This window comes from Paenibacillus sp. FSL L8-0502 (genome assembly GCF_038593055.1).
Classification (GTDB): Bacteria; Bacillota; Bacilli; order Paenibacillales; family Paenibacillaceae; genus Paenibacillus; species Paenibacillus polymyxa_D.
Genome location: NZ_CP151958.1, coordinates 3,070,837 through 3,092,652, shown reverse-complemented (window position 1 = coordinate 3,092,652; position 21,816 = coordinate 3,070,837). Strand labels below are relative to the sequence as shown.

Sequence of the window (21,816 nt, the reverse complement as noted above, 5' to 3'; positions counted from 1 at the left end):
CCTGGGGTATTTTTCTCAGGGCGTTTTATTTTTAAAAAATTTAAATTTTATACGACTATATGTGAAAAAAATCACAAACTAACGAATAAGCCGCTGTTATACTAAACCTGTAAACAACGATAGGAGTGATAATCATGAGAGCGAATCAGGATCATATGTTAACCCAATACTACCTACAATTTTGTTATACTTGCCAGGATGCCTATGGTTGCACGACTGAAGAGGACTGCAAGCAGTGTGCAGAGCGTTACGCTGAAGACGAAGATCATGAAGCTCTGGATGAAACACAACGTTATCTCCAGCTTGTACATGTGTAAATCAATGAATCATTCTGATATCGCCATATCTTGAGCCTCCCGGATTATTCCGTGGGGGCTCTTGGCGTTCTTGAGGGTTGCTATCAAATTTGGGCAGGAACATACATATACTGTTATGGAAAGCTTAGGTGAGGTCAGGATGCCCGGTCGTTTCCCTGTGGAATGCCTGGCGGAGAGGAGTGCGGTGCATGGGTTTTGAATCATTATGGATGTTCGATTGGCTGGGCACGGTACTGCCCGTATTTTTCGTTGTCGTGTTGGGTATTGTCGTGTTGTCTGCAGGCAGGGAAGTCATGGAATGGAGTCGGAATAAAAGGCAGCCTGTACTGACGGTCGGTTCCCGAATTACGGCCAGAAGGACACATCTCCAACAGAGGCGGCAGGAGGAACAAGGGACTCGCACCTATACTTTCTATTACGTAACCTTCGAAGTGGAAAGTGGCGACCGGATGGAGTTTAAGGTATCTGGGGAAGAATATGGTCAATGCGCTGAAGGGGATGAGGGACGGCTTACTTTTCAGGGTACAAGGTATATCGGGTTTCAGCGTCTTAATCGCTATAGCTTGGAACAGGTTAAAATGTAGAATTCAGTCTAATTATTTTTGGATTCATTTACAGCCTTCTGTAAGAAACCAGGGTAGGGGGCTGTAGATGTTTCTTGTTCAGCACATTTTGGTACATATATACTAGAACAGAGTAGTTCAGAGGAGGAATGATTCGTGTCATTTGAGGGACAAGTTGTTATTGTAACAGGAGCGGCGCATGGCATTGGGAAAGAGGTCGCTTTTGCCTACGCTGCTCAGGGTGCCCATGTTGTATTTGCGGACTACAATGAGGAAGAGGGTGCCGCAGCCGCTGCAGTAGCCCGGAACGAGGGCTATCAGGCCATTTTTATTCCTTGTGATGTACGGAAGGAAGAAGATATTGTGGCGCTAATCCGTGCCACGGTAGAAGAATACGGCACGATTCATACGCTAATTAACAACGCAGGCGTATCCAAATGGAAATCTCCATATGAGTTAACGCTAGCAGAATGGGATGACATTTTGAATACTAACGTACGCAGCTGTTTTATTGCCACTAGGGAAGCAGCTAAGGTGATGAAACGAAACGCAGAAGGTGGCTCTGTGGTCAATATGACCTCTACACGAGCTTTCATGTCAGAGCCGAATACAGAAGCCTACGCGGCATCCAAAGGAGCCATTGTGGCTCTTACGCACGCGATGGCCATATCACTAGGAAAGGACGGGATTCAGGTCAATTGCATCAGTCCAGGGTGGATTGAAACCGGGGATTATGAGCAATTGCGTACAGAAGACCATCAACAGCATCCGTCTGGGCGAGTAGGAATCCCTAAGGACATCGCACGGGCCTGTCTGTATTTGACACAACCCGGCAATGATTTTGTAACTGGTACGAATCTGGTAATAGATGGTGGCATGACGCGTAAAATGATTTACGAGCCGTAGTAAAAGCCTAAATGAGTAGTCCCAATTTTGGGGCTATTTTTTTTGTTTTTCTGGACTGTCACCCATTGGGCATTTGTACCATATGATAGGGTATGTGATGGAGAAGCGAGGAGGGGACGCGTTGGCTGTAATCAAGACCAACTCAGAGGATGTAAGGACACTCGCCCGATTGATGCGGGCAGAGGCCGAAGGAGAAGGAGAGCAGGGGATGCTCATGGTTGGCAATGTCGGAGTAAATAGGATTTTGGGCAATTGTCTGGATTTTCAGGGGATTCGCCTTATGAACGATATGGTGTTTCAAAGTCCAGGCGGATTTGAAGCTACCCAAAAGGGGTACTTTTATCAAAGAGCCCGTGACCGTGACATTCGTCTTGCCCGTCGTGTCATTAATGGGGAAAAAATACGCCCGGCGTCCAATGCATTATGGTTTTTCAGACCGGCAGGAGACTGTCCGAACACCTGGTATAACCAGACCAATACCGGACGTTTTAAAGCCCATTGCTTTTTTAGCCCGTCTGTACAGGATTGTCCTGCCGTCTATTAGAACGCTTCAACATGAGTTTGAATAATTTAAAACCATTTTAGGAGGAATTTACATGATTTCACAGCAAGCTTACCGTCCTGTTTCTTATCCTGCTGGTGGCGGGTATCCCGAATGGCCCAGAGGGATGAATCCGGTGGGAACTATGCAGCCCATCAGCACCTTCCCCCCTCAGGTTAACAGCGGTAGTGCGATGACACCGGCTGGTATGGTGGTACAGAGCCAGACTCCACAGTTTGAGCAATCATATATTGAAAACATTTTGCGCTTGAACTTGGGTAAAACAGGTACCTTTTATATGACGTATGAAAATAATCGGGAATGGAATGCGAAAATATTCAAAGGTATTCTGGAAGCAGCGGGTCGTGACCACATTATTATCAGTGATCCGGCTACGGGCAAGCGGACGATTTTGCTGATGGTGAATCTGGACTATGCTACTTTTGATGAGCCATTGTTATACCAATATCCCGGCGTCATCGGGAACCCGGGTGCATCCCCGGTTCGCTGATGCCTTCATATATATGAGTCTACATCCTCTGCCAGACGGCAGGGGATGTATTTTGTTTATAATCTTTCTCAAATATAGTAGCTTTCTTTGTGGTAAGCGGCGAAAACGAGAGTTTTATGACCTAAATGATAGGGGAGCTGTTTTTTCTGACATTGCTTGTGGTTTGACTGTATAGAGTATAGTTATATAATTAAATATAAGCTGATGAATGATCTAATCATTTATGCGGAATATGGCTTTGGAAGCCGAAAGGAGTGAATGTGTTGGGAAGTTGACGCTGCTTATGATGTGTTATCGTTCTGTCTATGATGAAACTATCCGAAGGAGGTGCGCCTGTCTGCCGTAATGACGGCTGATGGGGAGCATATTGAGTGACCCTTTACCGAGTATGTTTAACTTATTTATTGTTTTTGCATTAGTACTATTGAATGGTTTTTTTGTATCTGCGGAATTTGCCATGGTGAAGGTCAGAGGCAGCCGTATTGAAACATTGGTGGAAGCGGGCAATAAAAAGGCCGTGTACGCCGCTAATATGTTACACAACTTGGACGCTTATTTGTCTGCCTGCCAGTTGGGTATTACACTAGCATCGTTGGGACTAGGATGGATCGGAGAGCCGGCCATCGCACATTTGATCGAACCTGTATTTACAGCCGCTGGATTAGGAGCGGTATATGTTCACGGTACTGCCGTGGTTATTGCATTTATTGTTATTACGATTCTGCATATTGTGTTGGGTGAATTGGCGCCCAAAACGATAGCTATTCGTAAATCTGAGACCATTACGCTGTACTCAGCCATGCTGATGACTTGGTTTTACAAGTTGATGTATCCATTCATATGGGCGTTGAATGGAATGGCGAACAGCCTGCTGCGTTTATTCCGTCTGGAGCCGGTATCCGAAAATGATGATTCCGCGCATACAGGGGATGAAATACGTATTCTGATGAAAGAAAGCAATAAGAGCGGACTAATTGATAATACGGAATTGGCGCTTGTTGATAATATATTTGATTTTACCGACACGACCGCCAGGGAAATCATGATTCCGCGAACTGAGATGATCTGCTTATACAGTAATGAGTCCACAGAAGAAAATCTCGCGATTGCGACGGAAAGCATGAGAACACGTTATCCAATCTGCGCCGAAGATAAGGACCATATTATCGGCTTTATCCATATTAAGGACCTTCTACGGGCGAACACACTGGATACCCGTACGATGATTCGACCGATTCTTGCTGTCCCGGAATCTACACAAATTAGTGATCTGCTCAAACGCATGCAGCGCAGCAAGACGCAAATCGCAATTTTGATTGATGAATATGGCGGTACATCGGGTATGGTAACGCTGGAAGATATTATGGAAGAAATCGTTGGTGAAATTCAGGATGAGTTCGATCAGGAACGTCCGAGTTGTGAGCAGATTAATGACGAGGAATTTTCCATTGACGGCATGTTATTAATTGATGAAGTGAACGACCGCTTTGGGCTGGATCTTGATCATGAGGATTATGATACGGTAGGGGGCTGGCTATACTCACATGTCGAGGTTATTCCCCCACAGCCTGGTCAGACTGTAATGTTTGAGGGATGTATGTTCACGGTAGAAGAAGTTGAAAACAAGCGGATTTCACGTATTCGGCTGATAAAACAGCCTATCGTCGTGGAAGAAGCAGGAGTCTCATAACGGAATAAACCTAGAGAGCGACCTTGAACGATGTGGGGTCGCTTTTTATTTTGTCTCCTTTACAGAATGGACATGAATTGATATGATGTTCGTGTGATTGTCAACCTAATTATAATTATTTGGGTTGACAATAAAAAAGGAACTTCCTCTTCGTTGAAAATCTTATCCATTTACATGATCATTAAATTTTGGGAGGCAAGAAGGTATGAATTTACTAAACGAGGTTATAGATTGGGGCTCGTTGGCTGAAAAAGCAATACACGGCAGCCGTGTATCGCTGGAAGAAGGCATAGCGGTACTGGAAGCCGATGATGAGGAGTTATTACCGATTATGCAAGCTGCATTTCGAGTACGACACCATTTTTACGAAAAAAAAGTAAAGCTCAACATGATCATGAACGCCAAAAGTGGCCTGTGCCCAGAGGATTGCGGTTATTGCTCACAATCTATCGTATCCACGGCGCCTGTGAACAAGTATAGTATGTTGGACAAGGAATCACTGTTGGCTGGAGCTAGGGAAGCAGTTGCACGGAGAGCAGGGACGTATTGCATCGTAGCTTCGGGCAAGGGCCCAACAGATCGGGAGCTGGATCAGGTGATTGAGGCTGTACAAGAAATTACTCATACAATGCCACTCAAAATTTGCGCTTGCTTAGGGATTCTCAAGGGAGATCAGGCACGGCGGTTGGCAGAGGCTGGGGTACATCGATACAATCATAATTTAAATACAAGTAAGGCCAACTATCCCTCGATTACAACCACACATACATACGATCAACGCGTCGAAACTGTGAAAATGGCACAATCTCACGGAATGTCTCCATGCTCTGGCGTTATTATCGGGATGGGGGAAACGAATGAGGAAATCGTTCAAATGGCTTATGCCTTACGGGAGTTGGATGCTGACTCTATTCCGGTTAACTTCTTGAATCCAGTCCCCGGAACCCCATTGGAGGGAGCAAAGCGAATATCACCTATCCAAGCTTTGAAGGTGCTGGCACTGTTCCGCTTCATCTGTCCATCCAAAGAAATACGCGTTGCAGGTGGACGAGAGTTGAATTTACGCTCGTTACAACCGCTTTGCCTGTATGCAGCGAATTCAATTTTTGTAGGAGATTATTTAACGACAGAAGGCCAAGAGGTCACATTTGATCATCAAATGATTGAAGATCTTGGTTTTGAAATTGAGATGTGTGCCCTTTCAACCGTATAATAGAAATTGTACAAACTTGGAAGGGAGAGTTCAACGATGAGCGAAAAAGTATTTATTAGTCCAGGTAAATATGTGCAAGGGAAAAATGTGATTGATAAAACAGGTGAGTATGTTAAGCCATTAGGCCATACTGCCTTGGTTATTGCGGACAAGCTGGTTTGGGAGATTGCAGCCGACCGCGTGGTAAAAAGTCTGGAACTGGCTGATATTACAGCAGTTAAAATTGAATTTCAAGGGGAAGCCTCCAAAAATGAAGTCAACCGTATTGTGGATCAGGGACGAAGCGCCCAGGTCGACATTGTCATTGGTGTAGGTGGCGGTAAAACGCTGGATACCGCTAAAGCTGTAAATGAACTTCTCGGTTCCTCAGTTGTGATTATTCCAACGACTGCTTCTACAGATGCTCCTACTAGTGCACTATCCGTTTTGTACACCGACGAAGGTGCATTTGATACGTATTCCTTTTTCAGTAAAAATCCGAGCCTGATCCTGGTGGACACAAAAGTCATATCTCAAGCACCGCCCTTATTCCTCTCCTCAGGCATTGCAGATGCCATGGCGACTTGGATTGAAGCCCGTGCGGTCATTGAAGCTCGCGCAACGACAATGGCTGGTGGTTTGCCAACCTTGGCGGCAGAAGCCATTGCGTCCAAGTGTGAGGAAGTTCTTTTCGATTACGGACTGCAGGCATACGAATCCGTGAAACGCAAAGTCGTTACACCTGCGCTTGAAGCGGTAGTGGAGGCGAATACGTTGCTAAGCGGTTTGGGCTTTGAAAGCGGCGGTTTGGCAGGCGCACATGCGATTCACAATGGTTTTACCGTTCTGGAAGGAGATATTCATCACCTAACACATGGTCAGAAGGTAGCTTTTGGCACCTTAGTCCAGCTTGCCTTGGAAAAAAGACCTTTGTCCGAGGTGGAGCGGTATATTGACTTTTATCTAAAACTCGATCTGCCTGTCACGCTGGAAGACATTAGGCTACAGGAAACTTCCCGGGAGGATTTGTACCGGGTAGCTCAGGCTGCTACCAAAGAAGGCGAAACTGCTCACAATCTACCATTTGCTGTCACAGCGGATGATGTGCTTGATGCAATTTTAGCGGCTGACCAGTATTCACTTGCCTATAAGGCCAAAATTGGACATAGAAACTAACTCCATACGAAATAAAGTAGATTCAAAGGCCGCTGATCAGCGGCCTTTTTTCCATTATTTAACTTGCAACTTATGTTATGATTTTTATGGTACATAATCAGGAAATGCCGGGAGTATATTTAGGGCTCCCCTAAAATTTGAGAGGAGTTTAGCGATGGCAAAATGGAACGTAGAAGATCAAGGTATTCAATATACTATTGAGTACAAGCGTAGCTTAACTGGCGGGAGAATTATTGTGAATGGAAGCGAGCAGAAGGTTAAAAGCCAGAATGCATTTTTGAACTTGATTGATTTTCCTATTAAATTGAAAGAAAAAGCTGTAAATGTTGTTGTCATTGGCAACAAAGCGGATTTAGCTGTGGACGGTGTATATCTTGGGTCCAATCAACCTTATGTTCCTGTGAGTAAAGTTCCGGGCTGGAGTTGGGCTTTTGTCGTGGTCAGCTTGGTTATAGGATTGCTATTTTCGGGGATTTTCGGTGTGTGTATAGGAATATTGGGCAGCATGTTTTACGTGAAATCATCTTTATCCATGCATCAAACCACCAATCGAAGAGTTGTAAATTGCTTTATTGTCTTTTTCATCATCAGCGTGATACAAATTGTTCTTGGAATTGCAGCGAATTCTTGGATTAACACGTTGTAAAATAGATCAACTTAGCCTAAGGTTGAAGCAAGAAGGCTCTCACGCATGAAGCGGTGAGAGCCTTTTGCTGTGTTAGATCGCCCAATTTCCTTTACGGAAGATAGGTTCCTCAGTACCGTCCTCAGTAACGCCGTTGATGTCCATTTCACCTGAACCGATCATAAAGTCGACGTGAGTCAGACTGGAATTCAGGCCGTTGGCAGCCAACTGCTCTTGAGTCATATCCTTGCCGCCTTTAAGGTTAAATGCATAAGCATTACCGATGGCCAAGTGGTTAGAGGCATTTTCATCAAACAACGTATTATAGAATAAAATATTTTTATCAGAGATAGGTGACTTGTGAGGTACAAGAGCAACCTCACCCAGGTAGTGTGAACCTTCATCCATTTCTACGAGATGCTGAAGAGTTTCCAAACCGGTTTCTGCCTGTACATCGACAATACGTCCATTTTCAAAAGTCAGTGAAAAGTTGTCGATGATATTTCCGCTGTAGCTAAGTGGCTTGGTGCTGCTGACCTTACCGTTCACTCCCGTTTTAAGCGGAGCTGTAAACACTTCCTCAGTAGGCATATTGGCTACAAAAGTATGTCCCTGTTGGTTGACGCTTTCAGCCGCTACCCACAGATGATCTTTTGCCAATTCGATGGTGAGATCTGTGCCTGGAGCCAGATAATGCAGCTTTTTATAGCGTTTGGCATTTAAAATATCAGATTTACTGGAAAGGGTTTCTAAATGCTCTTTCCATGCCTCCACGGGGTTATCCAGATCCACACGCACGGTGCTGAAAATGGCATCCCACAGTTTATCCATTTGCTCGGAAGCTGGCAGATCAGGGAATACTTTGGCAGCCCATTCTGCAGAAGGATAAGCAATCAGAGACCAACTGAATTTGTCAGCCATTTGATATTCGCGGTATTGACGTAATTCATGTGACCGCACGCGCTGAGCAGCAGTAATTCGGCTGGACGGAATCCCCTGAAGCAAATCCGGATTTTCTGCAATGACATGGAGGACAGCTGCGCCATTTTCGACCTCTTCAGTCATTTCGGCTGCGTACCATTTGGGAGCAATATTAAAAGTTTCATCAGGAGCTAGTTCATACTGTAATCGAGTAATGGTCTCATCACTCCATTTTACTGTAACCAGCTTGGCTCCGGCAGTATACGCTGATTTGACGATAAGTCTCACGAGTTCGGCGGACAAAATTGGTGCATGAACGATGAGTGTCTGCCCAGGATGGACATTGGCGCCGACCCGAACGGCTAACTCGGCATATTTTTGCAATTTTTGTTGAAAATCTGACATGTAACTTTCCTCCATTTCACGAAAAGCCTTAAATAAGGCTTGGGTAACTTGCACAGTTTTTTTGCAAATTCCACACATAGCTTATATATTGTACAATGTAACGAAAAGGTTCACAAATTAGTTTTGGTACTATTTAGTGAAAATGAAAGGGCGGATAGATGAATGACAGAGCAAAATTCACCTCAGGAAGTGAAAGAAGTACATATTCAACAGGCACAAATGACAAGAGATGAGAATGGTGCTTATTTGGGCCAAGTGGTATTTGGAGTAGACGGGCAGAGTTCTGTATATGAAATCACATTCCACAGTAAAAGGGGAAAGGAATGGGATTACAGTCTCCATTTTGCGGGAGAGCCACGGGTGGAGGAAGAGATGCTGCAAATGGATAGCTGGATTGAAGAGAACGATGATTTATTCGACTATTTGCTAGATACGGCATGGAGCAAATTACCCGAGTAATGTAAACATGGTCTATTTTCGTGACAAGCGGATTATATTTAGCAGTGTCCGCATAATCTGCTGACATGGGGGAAGCCTAAAGGTCGATATTAACAGTAAATTCCATGTGAATAGGAGGGTGAAGCTTTGGCAAATCATCTGTTCACCGAAGGAATGACGGCAAATGAAGAGGCTGCTCCCGATCTCCTGAGCTTACGGACGCTATTTGTAAATATGTGTTTTATTGGGGAGCCAGGAAGCCGTTCCTGGGTGCTGGTGGATACGGGGATGACAGGATTTACGGACTCGATTATACGCCGGGCAGAGGAACGGTTCACTGGCCCTCCGATCGCTATTGTGCTTACACATGGTCATTTTGATCATGTAGGTTCGGTTATTGAGTTGGTACAGCATTGGGGTACACCTGTTTATGCACATCCTTTGGAATTACCTTATTTGACGGGAATGAAGGATTATCAAAAACCTGACCCTAGTGTAGGGGGAGGTTTAATGTCGGGCATTTCCTTCTTATACCCTAATGATGCTATAGATCTCGATGATCGCATCACATCACTGCCCCCAGATGGCAATGTCCCCGGTGCCCCTGGTTGGAAGTGGCTGCATACGCCAGGACATACACCTGGTCATGTATCGCTTTTTCATGAGCGAAGAAGGTTAATGGTGGCCGGTGACGCTTTTATTACGGTGAAACAGGAATCGGCACTGGCCGTTATTTTACAGGAAAAAGAAATACATGGGCCTCCTGCGTATTTTACAACAGATTGGCAAGCTGCGCAGCGTTCGGTGGAAATGCTGGCCAAGTTAAAGCCTGAGATTGCAGTCACAGGACATGGCCATTACATGCATGGTGCTGAGCTGACAGATCAGCTGGAGCGACTGGCGGGAGATTTTGAGCACATGGCTGTACCCAAACAGGGACGTTATGTGTAGTGATGTGTGAAGGACGATGCCTTGCGGGGCATCGTTTTTTGTGTGGACGTGGAATTTTTCTGCTCAGCATGGTATAGTCAAGCCAAAAGCTAAACGCTTTCATTAAACATCGTCATTTCATCAAAGGAGGATTTTTTGATGACACAACAACATGCTGCAATTGGTGATCTTTATTATGGAATACCGGCGATTCGTCTTAAATTTGGACGATATGAAGCAGTTGCCCTGCCGGGAAACGGCGCAAATCTGATTTCTTTTCGTGACAATGAATCGGGATATTCCTTTTTGCGTGAGCCAGATGCTGAGAGCATAGAGGCTTTTAAGCAAAGCCCGTCCGTTTACGGAATTCCTTTCCTGTTTCCTCCGAATCGGTATGAGGATGGAAAATTCCTGTGGAATGGTGTTACATATGAGCTGCCGATAAATGAAGAGGCGACCCACAACCATCTGCACGGCTTTTTACACACTGTTCGGTGGGAGGTCGAGGACTACGGTTCCGGGGAGCAGGGCAGCTATGTGGTAATGAATCAGCATGTAAGGGAAGGACATCCCATGTTCCGCTATTTACCCTTCACCTTTACCATGAAACTAACGTACAGTCTGGACGAATTTGGCCTGCATCAGCGTTATGTGATCCATAACGAGGGCGATCAACCGATCCCCAATTTATTTGCCTTTCACACAGCGATTCGCGTTCCGTTCGTACCCGATAGCTCGCCTGAGGACTACAAGATTAAGGTCACAATCGGTGAGCGTCGTGAGCTGACGGAACGGTTGTTGGCCACAGGTCAGTTCCAGCCTTTATCTCCGGAAGAGGAACTGCTGAAGACGACGGGAGTTAGTCCTTATTTTGCCTCTATGGATAATCATTACACGGCAGCTCCGCAAAATGGACGCAACTACATGGAACTGACACACAGTAAGACAGGTGCTACCCTCGTATACGATGTAGGTACAGCTTATAAGCATTGGATGATCTGGAATAACAAAGCGAACAAGGAATTCATCTGTCCTGAGCCGCAAATGAACATGATCAATGCACCGAATCGTCCAGACCTACCAGCGGAGGAGATCGGATTGATAGCACTGGCTCCAGGCCATATTTTTGAAGCAACCAGCCGTTTGTATTGTATTACACCTAATAAATCGAAATCCTAGCATTTAAATTTATCCTTATAGGCCTGTATCGTGTCCAACGGTGCAGGCTTTATTTGGGGTTGTAAAGCACAGGTAAGGGCCAATGGGGAAGGAGGACGAAAAAGGTTGCAGAATGCCAAGCAGTCATAGTATGATACGAAACAGGAGATGATCAGATGAATTTTCCTTTTCAAGCCGTCAAACGCAAGCAAATCGCCGATGAAGTAGCTGAACAGCTGCAACGAAAAATTGCCACTGGTGAATGGGATGTGGGCACTAAGATTCCAACCGAACCTGAGCTCATGAAGCTATTCGGAGTCGGGCGATCTACAGTACGTGAAGCGGTTAGCGTTCTGGTGCATGCCGGTCTATTAGAGAAAAAGCAAGGACACGGAACTTTTGTTTGCCAACCGACAACTTCTCAAGAGCCATTGGATTACCGTCTAAGCCGTGCTGAAATTATTGAGGTTTATGAAGTGCGGAGTGTGTTGGAACTAGAGATTGCCAGATTGGCTGCGTTACGTCGTAAAGACGAGGATCTACGCTTGATGCGTGAGGCGCTGGATCGTCGTGCTGCAACCCTGGCCGCTGGAGATATGAACGGGTATTTGGATGCGGATATCACTTTTCACTTGGCTGTTGCCGGAGCTACACGCAATAAGGTGCTTACAGATGTATATGGCAGCTTTGTAGAGGCCATTCGCAAGGCGTTGAACAATCTCATTACCGATCCGGCGATGCAAAATCATTTTACTGTGCAGCATGAAAAAATATATGAAGCAATCCGGGATCAGGATGGCAAGGCTGCCGAGCTGTATAGTATTCAACATTTGGACGGCACCAAGCTGGAGCTGCAAAAGCATATGGGAAGTTCATAATTTTTTTTACTCTTAAACATCAGATGATCGGATGAATAAAATATTTAAACCTTCTACTTGAGCATCTCCTAAAATCAAACCAAAGGTGGTATCTGTATGCGCAAAATATGGGTGTTGGACACAACGTTAAGAGATGGAGAACAATCACCAGGAGTTAGCTTAACTAGCACGGAAAAGGTGGAAATTGCCCTTCAGCTGCAAAAATTAGGCGTAGATCGGATTGAGACCGGCTTTCCAGCAACCTCGCCTGGTGAGATCACCAGCATGCAGGAGATTGCCAAACAGGTTACCCAAGCGACACTGGTTGGTTTTGCGCGCTCGAAAGAACAGGATATTGATGCGGTCAGAGAGGCGCTACGAGGAGCAGAGGATGCCTGTCTTCATTTGTTTCTGGCTACCTCACCTATTCACCGCCACCATAAGCTTCGAATGGATAAAACGAAAGTATTAGAGACCGCTGCTGCTGCCATTCGTTATGGACGCAAGTATTTCAGCAAGGTAGAATTTTCAGCAGAGGACGCCAGTCGTACCGAACTGGACTTTATTTGTGAGGTCGTAGATATGGCGATTCGTGCTGGAGCGACAATCGTCAATTTACCGGATACGGTGGGATATGCCTCCCCGGATCAGTTCGGTGAAATGTTTAGAATTGTAAAACAACAAGTGCCCGGTATCGAAAAAATACAACTTAGCACACATTGTCATGACGATCTTGGTATGGCAACAGCTAACACGCTGGCGGCCATCCGTAATGGTGTAGACCAATTTGAAGGTACCATCAATGGCATCGGTGAGCGAGCCGGAAATACACCTATCGAAGAAGTTGCACTGGCCCTTGACACCAGAACCGAGCTTTATGGTGCACAAACGAGTCTGGTTTTAGAGGAACTGTATGCTACCAGTCGCCTGGTGAGCAAACGAACGGGGATGTCGGTGCCGGGAAACAAGGCCATTGTTGGAGCCAATGCGTTTGCTCACGAGTCTGGTATACACCAAGACGGGATGCTTAAAGAGCGTACAACATATGAGATCGTGTCCCCTGAGCGTATTGGTCTGAAGACGAGTAAACTTGTGTTGGGCAAGCACTCGGGTCGACATGCATTTAAAGAAAAACTGGCGGACATGGGGTTTGATGCTTTGACGGAGGAACAGCTGCAAGAGACGTTCCGCAAATTCAAAGCATTGACGGATAAGAAAAAACAGGTGTTGGATGAAGACTTGCTCGTCCTGATGGACGAAAGCCGCAATGCCTCGCCTCAAATGTACACACTGGATTCCATTCAGGTGTCTTATGGTAATCAGTCGGTTCCAGTCGCATCCATTCGATTGGGTAAACAAGATGGGACAGCAATTGATGAAGTGGCAATGGGTAACGGTTCTGTAGATGCGATTTTCCATGCTATAGACAAGGCCAGTGGTGAAGAGGTGGAGTTGGAGGATTATTCGATCCAATCTGTAACTTATGGCAAAGACGCATTGGGGGAAGTGCACGCCATTTTGAGGCAAGGAGAGTACACAGCTCTGGGAAGAGGCACAAGTACTGATATTTTGGAAGCTAGCGCCAAAGCTTACATCGATGCGCTAAACAAGCTACTGGGCAGAAAAGAAGTACATGCCAAAAGCAATATCACCATTAGTTGATCCTAGTGGTCAGGCTTGTAGACGAATTTTCCTTCTTCCTCCTCTGGCCTCATCGTAAAAAAGCGCTTGCAAAATAAATGATAACATTTGAAATTTAATGTATAATAGGCAAGAGAGATCACCATATTTTGTCTGAATTACATAGGCCAAGAGGAGGAAATGAGTTGAACTACCGCATTGAAAAGGATACGTTGGGCGAAATCAAAGTACCGGCAGACCGTCTGTGGGGAGCGCAAACACAGCGCAGCAAGGAAAATTTCCCGATTGGCTCGGAGAAAATGCCATTAGAGGTCATACAGGCGTTCGCGGTGCTTAAAAAGAGCGCGGCGATCAGTAACTATAAGCTGGGTAAGCTATCACAGGAGAAGCAGGACGCGATTATTTATGCAGCGGACGAGATTCTCGCAGGGCGGGTTGATGACCATTTCCCGTTGGTTGTATGGCAGACAGGGAGCGGAACGCAGTCCAATATGAATGTGAATGAAGTGATTGCTCATCTGGGGAGCCAATGGTTACAAGAGCAGGGAAAGGATGCGAAGCTGCATCCCAATGACGATGTTAACATGTCGCAAAGCTCGAATGATACGTTTCCCACGGCGCTTCATGTAGCGGGTGTCATTGCAGTGGAGGACCGTTTGTTGCCTGCTATCGATAAGCTCAAAGAGACTTTTCAACAGAAGTCAGAGCAATTCAAGGATATTATAAAAATTGGGCGAACCCATTTACAAGATGCGACACCGCTTACGCTGGGTCAGGAAATAAGTGGTTGGTATGCCATGCTGGACAAAAGCAAGCGAATGATCATCGACACGGTGCAATACATGAAGGAGCTGGCGATTGGCGGTACAGCGGTGGGGACTGGAATTAATGCTCATCCAGAGTTTGGCTCCCGAACCTCAGCGGAAATTTCCAGTTTCACTGGCAAAACGTTCACTTCCGCACCCAATAAATTTCATGCACTGACTAGCCACGATGAAGTGGTGGCCGTACATGGAGCAGTCAAAGCGCTCGCTGCCGATTTGATGAAAATCGCCAATGATGTTCGTTGGCTGGCAAGTGGTCCGCGTAGCGGCTTGGGCGAAATCACGATTCCTGCTAACGAGCCAGGTAGCTCCATCATGCCCGGCAAGGTGAATCCGACCCAGAGTGAAGCACTGACGATGGTCGTTACACAAGTCATGGGGAATGATGCAGCTATCGGCTTTGCAGCAAGTCAGGGTAATTTTGAACTGAACGTGTTTAAGCCAGTCATTATATACAATTTTTTGCAGTCTGTTCATCTGCTGGCCGATTCCATCATTGCTTTTAATGACAACTGTGCCGTTGGCATCGAGCCTGATCTCACGAAGATTGAGCACAATTTGAATAATTCACTGATGCTGGTGACGGCATTGAATCCACATATCGGATATGAAAATGCCGCTAAAATCGCCAAACTTGCACATGCAGAAGGGCTGTCCCTAAAAGAAGCGGCACTCCGCAGCGGACTGTTGACTGAAGAACAGTTCGATCAATATGTTGTACCTGCGCATATGATTCATCCTAAAGCCTAAAGCACGACGATTGTCTCTGCTTAAGCTTTATAAAAAATATACAAACCAGCTCATGGAGTGCGATTTAGCACAAACCATGAGCTGGATTTTTTATTTTATTATATAATTTTTTGTTTAGAATTAGTATTCTGTGTGATTTGAGGGTATATAGATAAAAGGCCAAAAATTGAACATCTATTTTCAAGATAGGAGAAGCCGTATGGAACAGACAACCGTTATTAATTTTATTGTGTTTTTGCTGTCCGGCTTGCTGCTGGTCGGTGTGCTGACTACCAAATTTTCCAGCCGTTTCGGTATGCCTGCGCTCGTATTGTTTATTGCCGTAGGTATGGTGCTCAGTCAGTTTATTTATTTTGATAATGCCTTTATCACACAGCTAGTTGGCATTCTCGCGCTCATTGTAATCTTGTTTGAAGGCGGGATGCAGACAAAGTTTGCAGATGTTAAGCCAGTTATTCGACCTGCACTGTCATTATCAACGTTAGGGGTCATCATTACGACCGTAGTCATTGGCGTATGCGCCAAGTTTATTTTAGGCGTAAGCTGGATGGAATCCATGCTGTTTGGCGCTATTGTCGGATCGACCGATGCGGCAGCCGTGTTTTCCGTTCTAGGAGGTAAAAACATCAAAAAACGAATTACCTCAACGCTCGAAGCGGAATCCGGCAGTAATGACCCGATGGCTGTTTTTCTCACAGTAACATTGATTGAGCTGATACATCACCCTGAGCAATCCATTTGGATACATATCTTGTTATTTTTATGGGAAATGGGCTTTGGTTTAGCCGTTGGTTTTGTACTCGGACGCTTAGGTGTATATGCCATTAATAAAATGAATTTTGATTCATCCGGTTTGTATCCTGTGATGGCATTGGCATTTGCGGTCTTGACGTATGCGGCGGCATCGTTACTAGAGGCAAGCGGATTGCTGGCGGTGTATGTCATGGCGATTGTATTGGGAAATTCCGACTTGACCTACAAGCGATCTATTATTCATTTTAACAATGGCTTTGCCTGGATGGTGCAGATTATGATGTTTGTCCTGCTCGGGTTATTGGTCTTTCCCGATCAATTGCTGGGCATTGCATGGCAAAGCTTGGCGCTCTCCTTCATCCTCATGCTCGTGGCTCGTCCAATAGGCGTGTTCCTAAGCTTGCTTTTTTCCAGGTACTCTGTGCGCGAGAAAACACTGTTATCCTGGGCAGGACTGCGTGGGGCGGTACCTATTGTACTCGCAACCTATCCTTTACTGGATGAGATGGATGTAGGACCTTTGTTTTTTAATGTTGTATTTTTCGTCGTGCTCACTTCTGCAATTATTCAAGGTACCACTATTTCGTGGCTAGCGGTGAAGCTTGGCTTGATGGACCCTAACGAGACGTCGTCTCCATCACTGCTGGAATTAGTTTCTCTGGGAAAAACTACTTCGGAAATCAACCACATTCAGGTACAAAATGGGATGTCGATAGCGGGCAAAGCGATTCAGGATATACAGTTGCCTGAAGATATTTTATTCACAGCCATCATTCGGAACGAGCAAATTATTGCCCCGAGAGGCACGACGGTGATTGAACCGGGCGATACTTTGTACGTGCTTAGTCCCAAACTCAAGCGACAGCAGATGAAAGAGCTGTTCATGCTGCTCGAACCGGAGGCTGCTCCGTAAATAGGATATCACCCCTACATTTCAGTCCTTCACATTTATGTGAAGGGCTTTTTAATGTATTCTTTTTCAGAGTGGATGAATCTGTTAAAAAATTGACACTATCATTCTACAAAATTAGTTTATGATATTGTCGTTAGATGTCGCAGCCTATCGTTACGGATCATTTGATGGGCAATAGTGATGAAATACGATAGAAGTCACCAAACAGGAGAGATGATAAATGAAACCGGAAGTCTTGCCACAGCGTGCAGCAGCTCGCAGGCAGAAAAATAAGAAAAAGAAACGAAAAGGAAAATTTGGTCGCTTTATGCTGCGACTTTTTATTGTATTCCTGTTAGCGGGAATTGGGGGTGGTGCATGGTTGTTTTTAACCCCTTCTGGCAAGGACATGCGCTATCTGGCTGCGGACACGCTGATTACGACTCAGCATCGTCACTGGGCGAAATATTTTATCGGCGAAGCAGAAGCGAAGAAACGAGTGGCTGAATATTCAGCCCGGTTCGAAGAGATGGGTGAGGAGAAGGATAGACATACAATCAACTTGCCTGATCTGATACCCACCAAAGTACAGCAAACGCCGTTGGTTGAAGTGGAAGAAGTGTCGGGTCGTAACTATCATGGCTATGTTATGACGGTGCATGACCCCACTAAAATTAGGCTCGGGATTCCAGCTAAAGTCGGCCGGGGAGAACATGTATCTAGCATGGTCGAGCGTTTGGGGGCTGTTGCTGGCGTAAATGGCGGTGGCTTTGCTGACCCCAACTGGAATGGGAATGGTTTTAAACCGATTGGCGTTGTCATTTCCCAGGGTAAGATATACTACAATGATATGGGGAGAAATGCCTCTGTTCAAATCGTAGGTATTGATAAACAGGGGAAAATGATAGCCGGTCACTATTCGTTGTCCGAGTTGTCCAAAATGAATGTGCAAGAAGCGGTTACTTTTCAACCACGTCTAATCGTGAATGGGAAAGGTCTGATTCGCAATGCAAGCGAGGGGTGGGGAATTGCCCCCCGTACCGCAATGGGGCAAAGAGCTGACGGTGCCATTATATTCGTGACCATCGACGGTCGTCAGCCTGGGTACAGCATTGGTGCCAACTTGTATGATATGCAAAATATTTTGCTTAAACATGGAGCAGTTATCGGTGCTAATCTGGATGGAGGTTCTTCAACGGTGCTAGTCAAGGATAATGCCATTGTAAACAAGCCTTCTTCTGAATACGGAGAGCGGTATTTGCCGACTGCGTTTCTCGTATTTGAGCATCCAGAGACCGTTAGTATCCCGAACATATGGGAAGGTTTGAATCCTGGAGACATTGACGCAGCCAAAAAGAGATAGGTCAGGAATGAACAAGTTCATTCAGTGAACGGAGACTGATGATGAAGCTAAAACGAGCAGGATTTCAGCGATTGTTTGTCGCCTTGTTAATGCTATCCTTACTCTTGACCACAATGCATCAGGCGGCTGCCGAAGCTACTAAACAGGGTGCCATAGCGTCTCAATCAACGCAGTTCATAGATATTGTTATAAACGGACAACCTATTGACAGCAAGGCTAAACCTCTATTGATCGACGGGAAGCTCATGGTTCCGCTTAAATCTTTAGCCGAAGCTGTAGGTGCAACCTACCACTGGGATGTCAAAAAGAAGCAGATTACGCTACAAAAGTGGGCAGAACCCTTGGTTCTTAAGGAGCAATCACGTAAGAACCAGCAGCAACTTACCTTTGAAGTTGTAAGTAAAGAAGTATATATACCTCTGAGAGATGTTTCGCTTGATTTAGGTTATACGTTGGAGAAGACAAATACACAGATTCAGATTCAGCCGCCGATTCACGGTAAACTAAAAGAACAAATATATGAGGGAGATCTCGTGGCAGCACGCGAAGCGTTAATCCGCATAAACAGAAGTTCTGTCCATCCTTATATAGAACCACACCGTCCTAACACTGAGCTTCTGTCCAGTGTCTACATGTTCCCCCAAGGTGAAGCATTACGGTATTTTACAGTGAACGGGGATGTGCTGAGTCTGATTGAAGTGAAGGACGGTTTTCCGATTGTCACCTATCAAGGGTATGTGGGAGCTCCCTTTGATAAAGAATTTACAATGGAATACGACCCGCTGGGGCGTTTTTTGGAGAATAAAGCCAAAAATCAGTGGGGAACTTATCCGAAAATAAATAAGCCGCTGATCTACGAGTTCACTACAGGATGGGGAGACAGCAGTACCACTTTCTATGGGCGTATTACTACGGATAAAAAAGAAGAACTGCTGGGTACTACTGGTGATCCGATAACTGGACTCCCGGCTAATACCAAACAAATTATGAAAACCTTCAAGCTGCCGTGGGAATCGCGTACAGATGCCCAGCAGGTGATGGAATAAGTTAAAAGCAGCAATAGCAAATGAAAATATAAGAAGCGCGGATCGTTGAAGTAAAGATACTTCCGGTACGCGCTTTTTTCGATAGGATTTGTACTTTTGTTGCTTCGTGCTTGCGTAAATATCTATTAAGCATCATTATCTGCTTCGAGAAACACGGAGATCAGAATTCGGGCGTTGTTTTCTCCCACATTTTTGACATAGTGGGGGATGGCTGCTCTCCAGCTAAAGGAATCTCCTGCTTCCAGGGTAGCTGTATCCTCGCCTTGCTCCACGTATACCGTGCCCTCCAAGATAAAATGAATCTCATCCCCTGCATGAGCATGCTCTTCTTCTGTAGATGAGCCGGGCGGCATTTCAACGAGCATCATTTTGACGTTACCCTGCCCCCCCAAATGATCGACCTGGAGCTTGTTTTTACCATATAAGGTTTTACGGCGCTCGTCCTTGCGAATCACTTGCATCCGTTCCTCATCTTTAAGAAGCAGAAAAGCGAGAGGTACGTTTAGCGCATTAGCGATGCTGTCCAATGTAGCGATGGAAGGGGAGGTTTTATTATTTTCTACTTGACTCATAAACCCTTGCGATAGTCCGGTTCGTTCGCATATTTGCTGAATGGATAAATTTTTACGTTTACGAGCAGCGCGTATGTTGCATCCTATACTCATAGAGCGTTCCTCCTATAAGGAAATATAATATATACTAATGTAATATTTATCATACCAAATATTTTGTTGACAGACCACTGTTTCTTATGATAAATTCACATTACAAAATAATTATTTCTATTACTAATAATTCGAGTTTGATTCACATTCATGTGTTGCGGCATAGATTCAGACAGTATTATTTTTTTAACCAAATTATTAGTAATATAAATTAATTATTCATATGCACTTGTATGAGTGTAATAAACAAACAGAATGGAGAGATAAATATGAGTTCAGCAAGCAGAAACATTTCTACAATTATGCGGGTGGCGCTGGGAATTTTGTTTTTGGCACATGGAATTGCTAAATTCCAAATGGGGTTGGGTAATGTAGCAGGCTGGTTTTCCAGCATTGGCGTTCCAGGATTTTTAGGTTATGTTGTTGCGGTGATTGAGTTGGTCGGCGGAATTGCATTGATTCTTGGACTACTTACCCGCTATGTATCTGGGCTATTTGTGATTGTTTTGATCGGTGCTATTTTTACAGCAAAATTGTCCGGCGGGTTGATGGGGAATGGTCAAGGAGCTGGCTATGAGCTGGATATTGCTTTTATTCTTGTAGCACTTCATCTGGTATTTGTACCAACGACTCGCTTGTCTCTGGATTCGTTGATCGGCCGTCGTGAGTCAACCGAACAATAATTTTTGAATAGCTTTGGTTCTCCAATCCATGTAGAAAGAGGGAAATCTCATGACAGCGCATATTCATGACAACACCAAAATCGGGCAGGTTTCATTAAAAGTAAGCAACTTGGAACGTTCTATTCAATTTTATACAGAGGTCGTTGGTTTTCAGCTGTTGCGTCAAACGGCGGATACCGCTGAATTGACTGTCGATGGGAAGCATGCGCTACTGATCCTTAACTATATTGAAAATGCAGTTATTCTGCCGCGCCAGTCCGCAGCCGGATTATACCACTTTGCTATTCTTCTACCGAACCGTGTAGCTCTGGGCCTGTCTTTACGTAATCTGCTGGCTCATGAGATTGAAATCGGACAGGGAGACCATGATGTAAGTGAAGCCCTATATATCCATGACCCCGATAATAACGGAATTGAAATCTATGCAGATCGTCCCCATGATCAGTGGAAAAAGGATGCAAATGGATTCTACATGATGGGAACAGATCCCGTGGATGCAGAAGATTTGGTTGCGATTTCCGAGAATTTACCTTGGCAGGGACTACCTCAGGGAACGGTAATCGGGCACGTCCACTTCCATGTGTCTAATTTGCTCAAAGCACAGCAATTTTATTGCGATGTGCTTGGCTTTGACATTACGTGCCGGTATGGCTCTTCAGCCTTGTTCGTTTCCGCAGGTGGTTACCACCACCATATGGGCTTGAATATATGGGCAGGTGAAGGAGCCCCACCAGCTCCTGAGCACGCTGCCGGACTGGATTATTTTGAATTGATCGTACCAGATCAGAATGAATTGAATGCCATTGTGGCTCGTTTAGAGGCAGCAGGCTATGGAGTGCAAGAACGCGATGGCGCCAAGTATGTAGCTGATCCGTTCCGCATTCAAATTAAACTGGTTAACGGTCAAATCTCGTAACATAGAAGGAACTCAACAGAAACAGAAAAGGGTATTCCTATAAGCCGTAAAGG

The 21,816-nt window shown here is 45.2% G+C and carries 22 protein-coding genes; 20 read left to right on the top strand and 2 right to left on the bottom strand.

Translation table 11 applies throughout. The features are described 5' to 3' along the window. The first annotated feature begins 134 nt into the window (after nt 1–134). The 9 genes from NSQ57_RS13100 (at nt 135) to NSQ57_RS13060 (ending at nt 7,542) form a co-directional block, all read left to right on the top strand. On the top strand, nt 135–317 hold the full coding sequence (locus tag NSQ57_RS13100; RefSeq protein WP_029517499.1) for a hypothetical protein: 183 nt from the start codon (nt 135–137) through the stop codon (nt 315–317). 188 nt (nt 318–505) lie between these two features. After that, nucleotides 506–901 carry a DUF2500 domain-containing protein gene (locus tag NSQ57_RS13095; protein ID WP_013371386.1) on the top strand — a complete coding sequence of 132 codons (396 nt, stop codon included), beginning with the start codon at nt 506–508 and terminating at the stop codon, nt 899–901. Between the two features lie 135 nt (nt 902–1,036). Then, entirely contained in the window at nt 1,037–1,786 is a 750-nt protein-coding gene (locus NSQ57_RS13090; RefSeq protein ID WP_340932305.1) for a glucose 1-dehydrogenase, read from the top strand. Between the two features lie 121 nt (nt 1,787–1,907). Continuing rightward, a complete protein-coding gene (locus NSQ57_RS13085; RefSeq protein WP_029517501.1) occupies nt 1,908–2,330 on the top strand; it encodes a cell wall hydrolase in 423 nt (140 codons plus the stop codon). A 52-nt stretch (nt 2,331–2,382) separates the two neighbouring features. Then, nucleotides 2,383–2,838 carry a spore coat protein GerQ gene (gene gerQ, locus NSQ57_RS13080; protein WP_103049198.1) on the top strand — a complete coding sequence of 152 codons (456 nt, stop codon included), beginning with the start codon at nt 2,383–2,385 and terminating at the stop codon, nt 2,836–2,838. A 388-nt stretch (nt 2,839–3,226) separates the two neighbouring features. Further along, on the top strand, nt 3,227–4,528 hold the full coding sequence (locus tag NSQ57_RS13075) for a hemolysin family protein (protein WP_193373352.1): 1,302 nt from the start codon (nt 3,227–3,229) through the stop codon (nt 4,526–4,528). A 205-nt stretch (nt 4,529–4,733) separates the two neighbouring features. Next, nucleotides 4,734–5,741: a biotin synthase BioB gene (gene bioB / locus NSQ57_RS13070; protein WP_029517504.1), complete on the top strand. Its 1,008-nt coding sequence runs from the start codon at nt 4,734–4,736 to the stop codon at nt 5,739–5,741. Between the two features lie 36 nt (nt 5,742–5,777). Next, nucleotides 5,778–6,896, top strand: coding sequence for a glycerol dehydrogenase (locus NSQ57_RS13065; protein WP_341039405.1), 1,119 nt, complete (start codon nt 5,778–5,780; stop codon nt 6,894–6,896). Nucleotides 6,897–7,050: 154 nt separating this feature from the next. Beyond that, nucleotides 7,051–7,542 carry a hypothetical protein gene (locus NSQ57_RS13060; protein WP_341039404.1) on the top strand — a complete coding sequence of 164 codons (492 nt, stop codon included), beginning with the start codon at nt 7,051–7,053 and terminating at the stop codon, nt 7,540–7,542. Nucleotides 7,543–7,614: 72 nt separating this feature from the next. Here the strand turns inward: NSQ57_RS13060 and NSQ57_RS13055 are convergent, their stop codons facing one another. Then, nucleotides 7,615–8,847 carry an aminopeptidase gene (locus NSQ57_RS13055; RefSeq protein WP_341039403.1) on the bottom strand — a complete coding sequence of 411 codons (1,233 nt, stop codon included), beginning with the start codon at nt 8,845–8,847 and terminating at the stop codon, nt 7,615–7,617. A 162-nt stretch (nt 8,848–9,009) separates the two neighbouring features. Between NSQ57_RS13055 and NSQ57_RS13050 the strand changes: the two genes are divergently transcribed. From NSQ57_RS13050 to NSQ57_RS13010, 9 genes are all read left to right on the top strand, one after another. Next, nucleotides 9,010–9,306, top strand: coding sequence for a hypothetical protein (locus NSQ57_RS13050; RefSeq protein WP_023988878.1), 297 nt, complete (start codon nt 9,010–9,012; stop codon nt 9,304–9,306). Between the two features lie 126 nt (nt 9,307–9,432). After that, nucleotides 9,433–10,236 (top strand): MBL fold metallo-hydrolase, encoded by an 804-nt coding sequence (locus NSQ57_RS13045; protein ID WP_341039402.1) that lies wholly within the window; start codon nt 9,433–9,435, stop codon nt 10,234–10,236. Nucleotides 10,237–10,374: 138 nt separating this feature from the next. Next, nucleotides 10,375–11,394 (top strand): aldose 1-epimerase, encoded by a 1,020-nt coding sequence (locus tag NSQ57_RS13040; protein ID WP_341039401.1) that lies wholly within the window; start codon nt 10,375–10,377, stop codon nt 11,392–11,394. Between the two features lie 155 nt (nt 11,395–11,549). Continuing rightward, entirely contained in the window at nt 11,550–12,251 is a 702-nt protein-coding gene (locus NSQ57_RS13035; protein ID WP_029517509.1) for a FadR/GntR family transcriptional regulator, read from the top strand. 96 nt (nt 12,252–12,347) lie between these two features. Beyond that, nucleotides 12,348–13,892: a 2-isopropylmalate synthase gene (locus NSQ57_RS13030; protein ID WP_029517510.1), complete on the top strand. Its 1,545-nt coding sequence runs from the start codon at nt 12,348–12,350 to the stop codon at nt 13,890–13,892. 164 nt (nt 13,893–14,056) lie between these two features. Next, a complete protein-coding gene (gene fumC, locus NSQ57_RS13025) occupies nt 14,057–15,445 on the top strand; it encodes a class II fumarate hydratase (RefSeq protein WP_318627324.1) in 1,389 nt (462 codons plus the stop codon). 199 nt (nt 15,446–15,644) lie between these two features. Further along, a complete protein-coding gene (locus tag NSQ57_RS13020) occupies nt 15,645–17,111 on the top strand; it encodes a potassium/proton antiporter (protein ID WP_342424911.1) in 1,467 nt (488 codons plus the stop codon). Nucleotides 17,112–17,331: 220 nt separating this feature from the next. Beyond that, a complete protein-coding gene (locus NSQ57_RS13015; RefSeq protein ID WP_029517513.1) occupies nt 17,332–18,453 on the top strand; it encodes a phosphodiester glycosidase family protein in 1,122 nt (373 codons plus the stop codon). Between the two features lie 41 nt (nt 18,454–18,494). Then, on the top strand, nt 18,495–19,499 hold the full coding sequence (locus NSQ57_RS13010) for a copper amine oxidase N-terminal domain-containing protein (RefSeq protein WP_342424910.1): 1,005 nt from the start codon (nt 18,495–18,497) through the stop codon (nt 19,497–19,499). A 125-nt stretch (nt 19,500–19,624) separates the two neighbouring features. Here the strand turns inward: NSQ57_RS13010 and NSQ57_RS13005 are convergent, their stop codons facing one another. Continuing rightward, nucleotides 19,625–20,164 carry a cupin domain-containing protein gene (locus NSQ57_RS13005; RefSeq protein ID WP_029517515.1) on the bottom strand — a complete coding sequence of 180 codons (540 nt, stop codon included), beginning with the start codon at nt 20,162–20,164 and terminating at the stop codon, nt 19,625–19,627. A gap of 269 nt (nt 20,165–20,433) precedes the next feature. On the opposite strand from NSQ57_RS13005, the gene NSQ57_RS13000 reads away from it, so the two are divergent. Further along, a complete protein-coding gene (locus NSQ57_RS13000; RefSeq protein ID WP_342424909.1) occupies nt 20,434–20,847 on the top strand; it encodes a DoxX family protein in 414 nt (137 codons plus the stop codon). A 49-nt stretch (nt 20,848–20,896) separates the two neighbouring features. Continuing rightward, a complete protein-coding gene (locus tag NSQ57_RS12995; protein WP_318627327.1) occupies nt 20,897–21,763 on the top strand; it encodes a VOC family protein in 867 nt (288 codons plus the stop codon). Nucleotides 21,764–21,816: the final 53 nt, after the last annotated feature.

Bases quoted from the DNA above. Each gene is read 5' to 3' on its own strand.
- NSQ57_RS13100 (WP_029517499.1), top strand. From the start codon at position 135: ATGAGAGCGAATCAGGATCATATGTTAACCCAATACTACCTACAATTT.
- NSQ57_RS13095 (WP_013371386.1), top strand. From the start codon at position 506: ATGGGTTTTGAATCATTATGGATGTTCGATTGGCTGGGCACGGTACTG.
- gerQ (WP_103049198.1), top strand. From the start codon at position 2,383: ATGATTTCACAGCAAGCTTACCGTCCTGTTTCTTATCCTGCTGGTGGC.
- NSQ57_RS13075 (WP_193373352.1), top strand. From the start codon at position 3,227: ATGTTTAACTTATTTATTGTTTTTGCATTAGTACTATTGAATGGTTTT.
- bioB (WP_029517504.1), top strand. From the start codon at position 4,734: ATGAATTTACTAAACGAGGTTATAGATTGGGGCTCGTTGGCTGAAAAA.
- NSQ57_RS13065 (WP_341039405.1), top strand. From the start codon at position 5,778: ATGAGCGAAAAAGTATTTATTAGTCCAGGTAAATATGTGCAAGGGAAA.
- NSQ57_RS13060 (WP_341039404.1), top strand. From the start codon at position 7,051: ATGGCAAAATGGAACGTAGAAGATCAAGGTATTCAATATACTATTGAG.
- NSQ57_RS13055 (WP_341039403.1), bottom strand. From the start codon at position 8,847: ATGTCAGATTTTCAACAAAAATTGCAAAAATATGCCGAGTTAGCCGTT.
- NSQ57_RS13050 (WP_023988878.1), top strand. From the start codon at position 9,010: ATGACAGAGCAAAATTCACCTCAGGAAGTGAAAGAAGTACATATTCAA.
- NSQ57_RS13040 (WP_341039401.1), top strand. From the start codon at position 10,375: ATGACACAACAACATGCTGCAATTGGTGATCTTTATTATGGAATACCG.
- NSQ57_RS13035 (WP_029517509.1), top strand. From the start codon at position 11,550: ATGAATTTTCCTTTTCAAGCCGTCAAACGCAAGCAAATCGCCGATGAA.
- NSQ57_RS13030 (WP_029517510.1), top strand. From the start codon at position 12,348: ATGCGCAAAATATGGGTGTTGGACACAACGTTAAGAGATGGAGAACAA.
- NSQ57_RS13020 (WP_342424911.1), top strand. From the start codon at position 15,645: ATGGAACAGACAACCGTTATTAATTTTATTGTGTTTTTGCTGTCCGGC.
- NSQ57_RS13015 (WP_029517513.1), top strand. From the start codon at position 17,332: ATGAAACCGGAAGTCTTGCCACAGCGTGCAGCAGCTCGCAGGCAGAAA.
- NSQ57_RS13010 (WP_342424910.1), top strand. From the start codon at position 18,495: ATGAAGCTAAAACGAGCAGGATTTCAGCGATTGTTTGTCGCCTTGTTA.
- NSQ57_RS13005 (WP_029517515.1), bottom strand. From the start codon at position 20,164: ATGAGTATAGGATGCAACATACGCGCTGCTCGTAAACGTAAAAATTTA.
- NSQ57_RS13000 (WP_342424909.1), top strand. From the start codon at position 20,434: ATGAGTTCAGCAAGCAGAAACATTTCTACAATTATGCGGGTGGCGCTG.
- NSQ57_RS12995 (WP_318627327.1), top strand. From the start codon at position 20,897: ATGACAGCGCATATTCATGACAACACCAAAATCGGGCAGGTTTCATTA.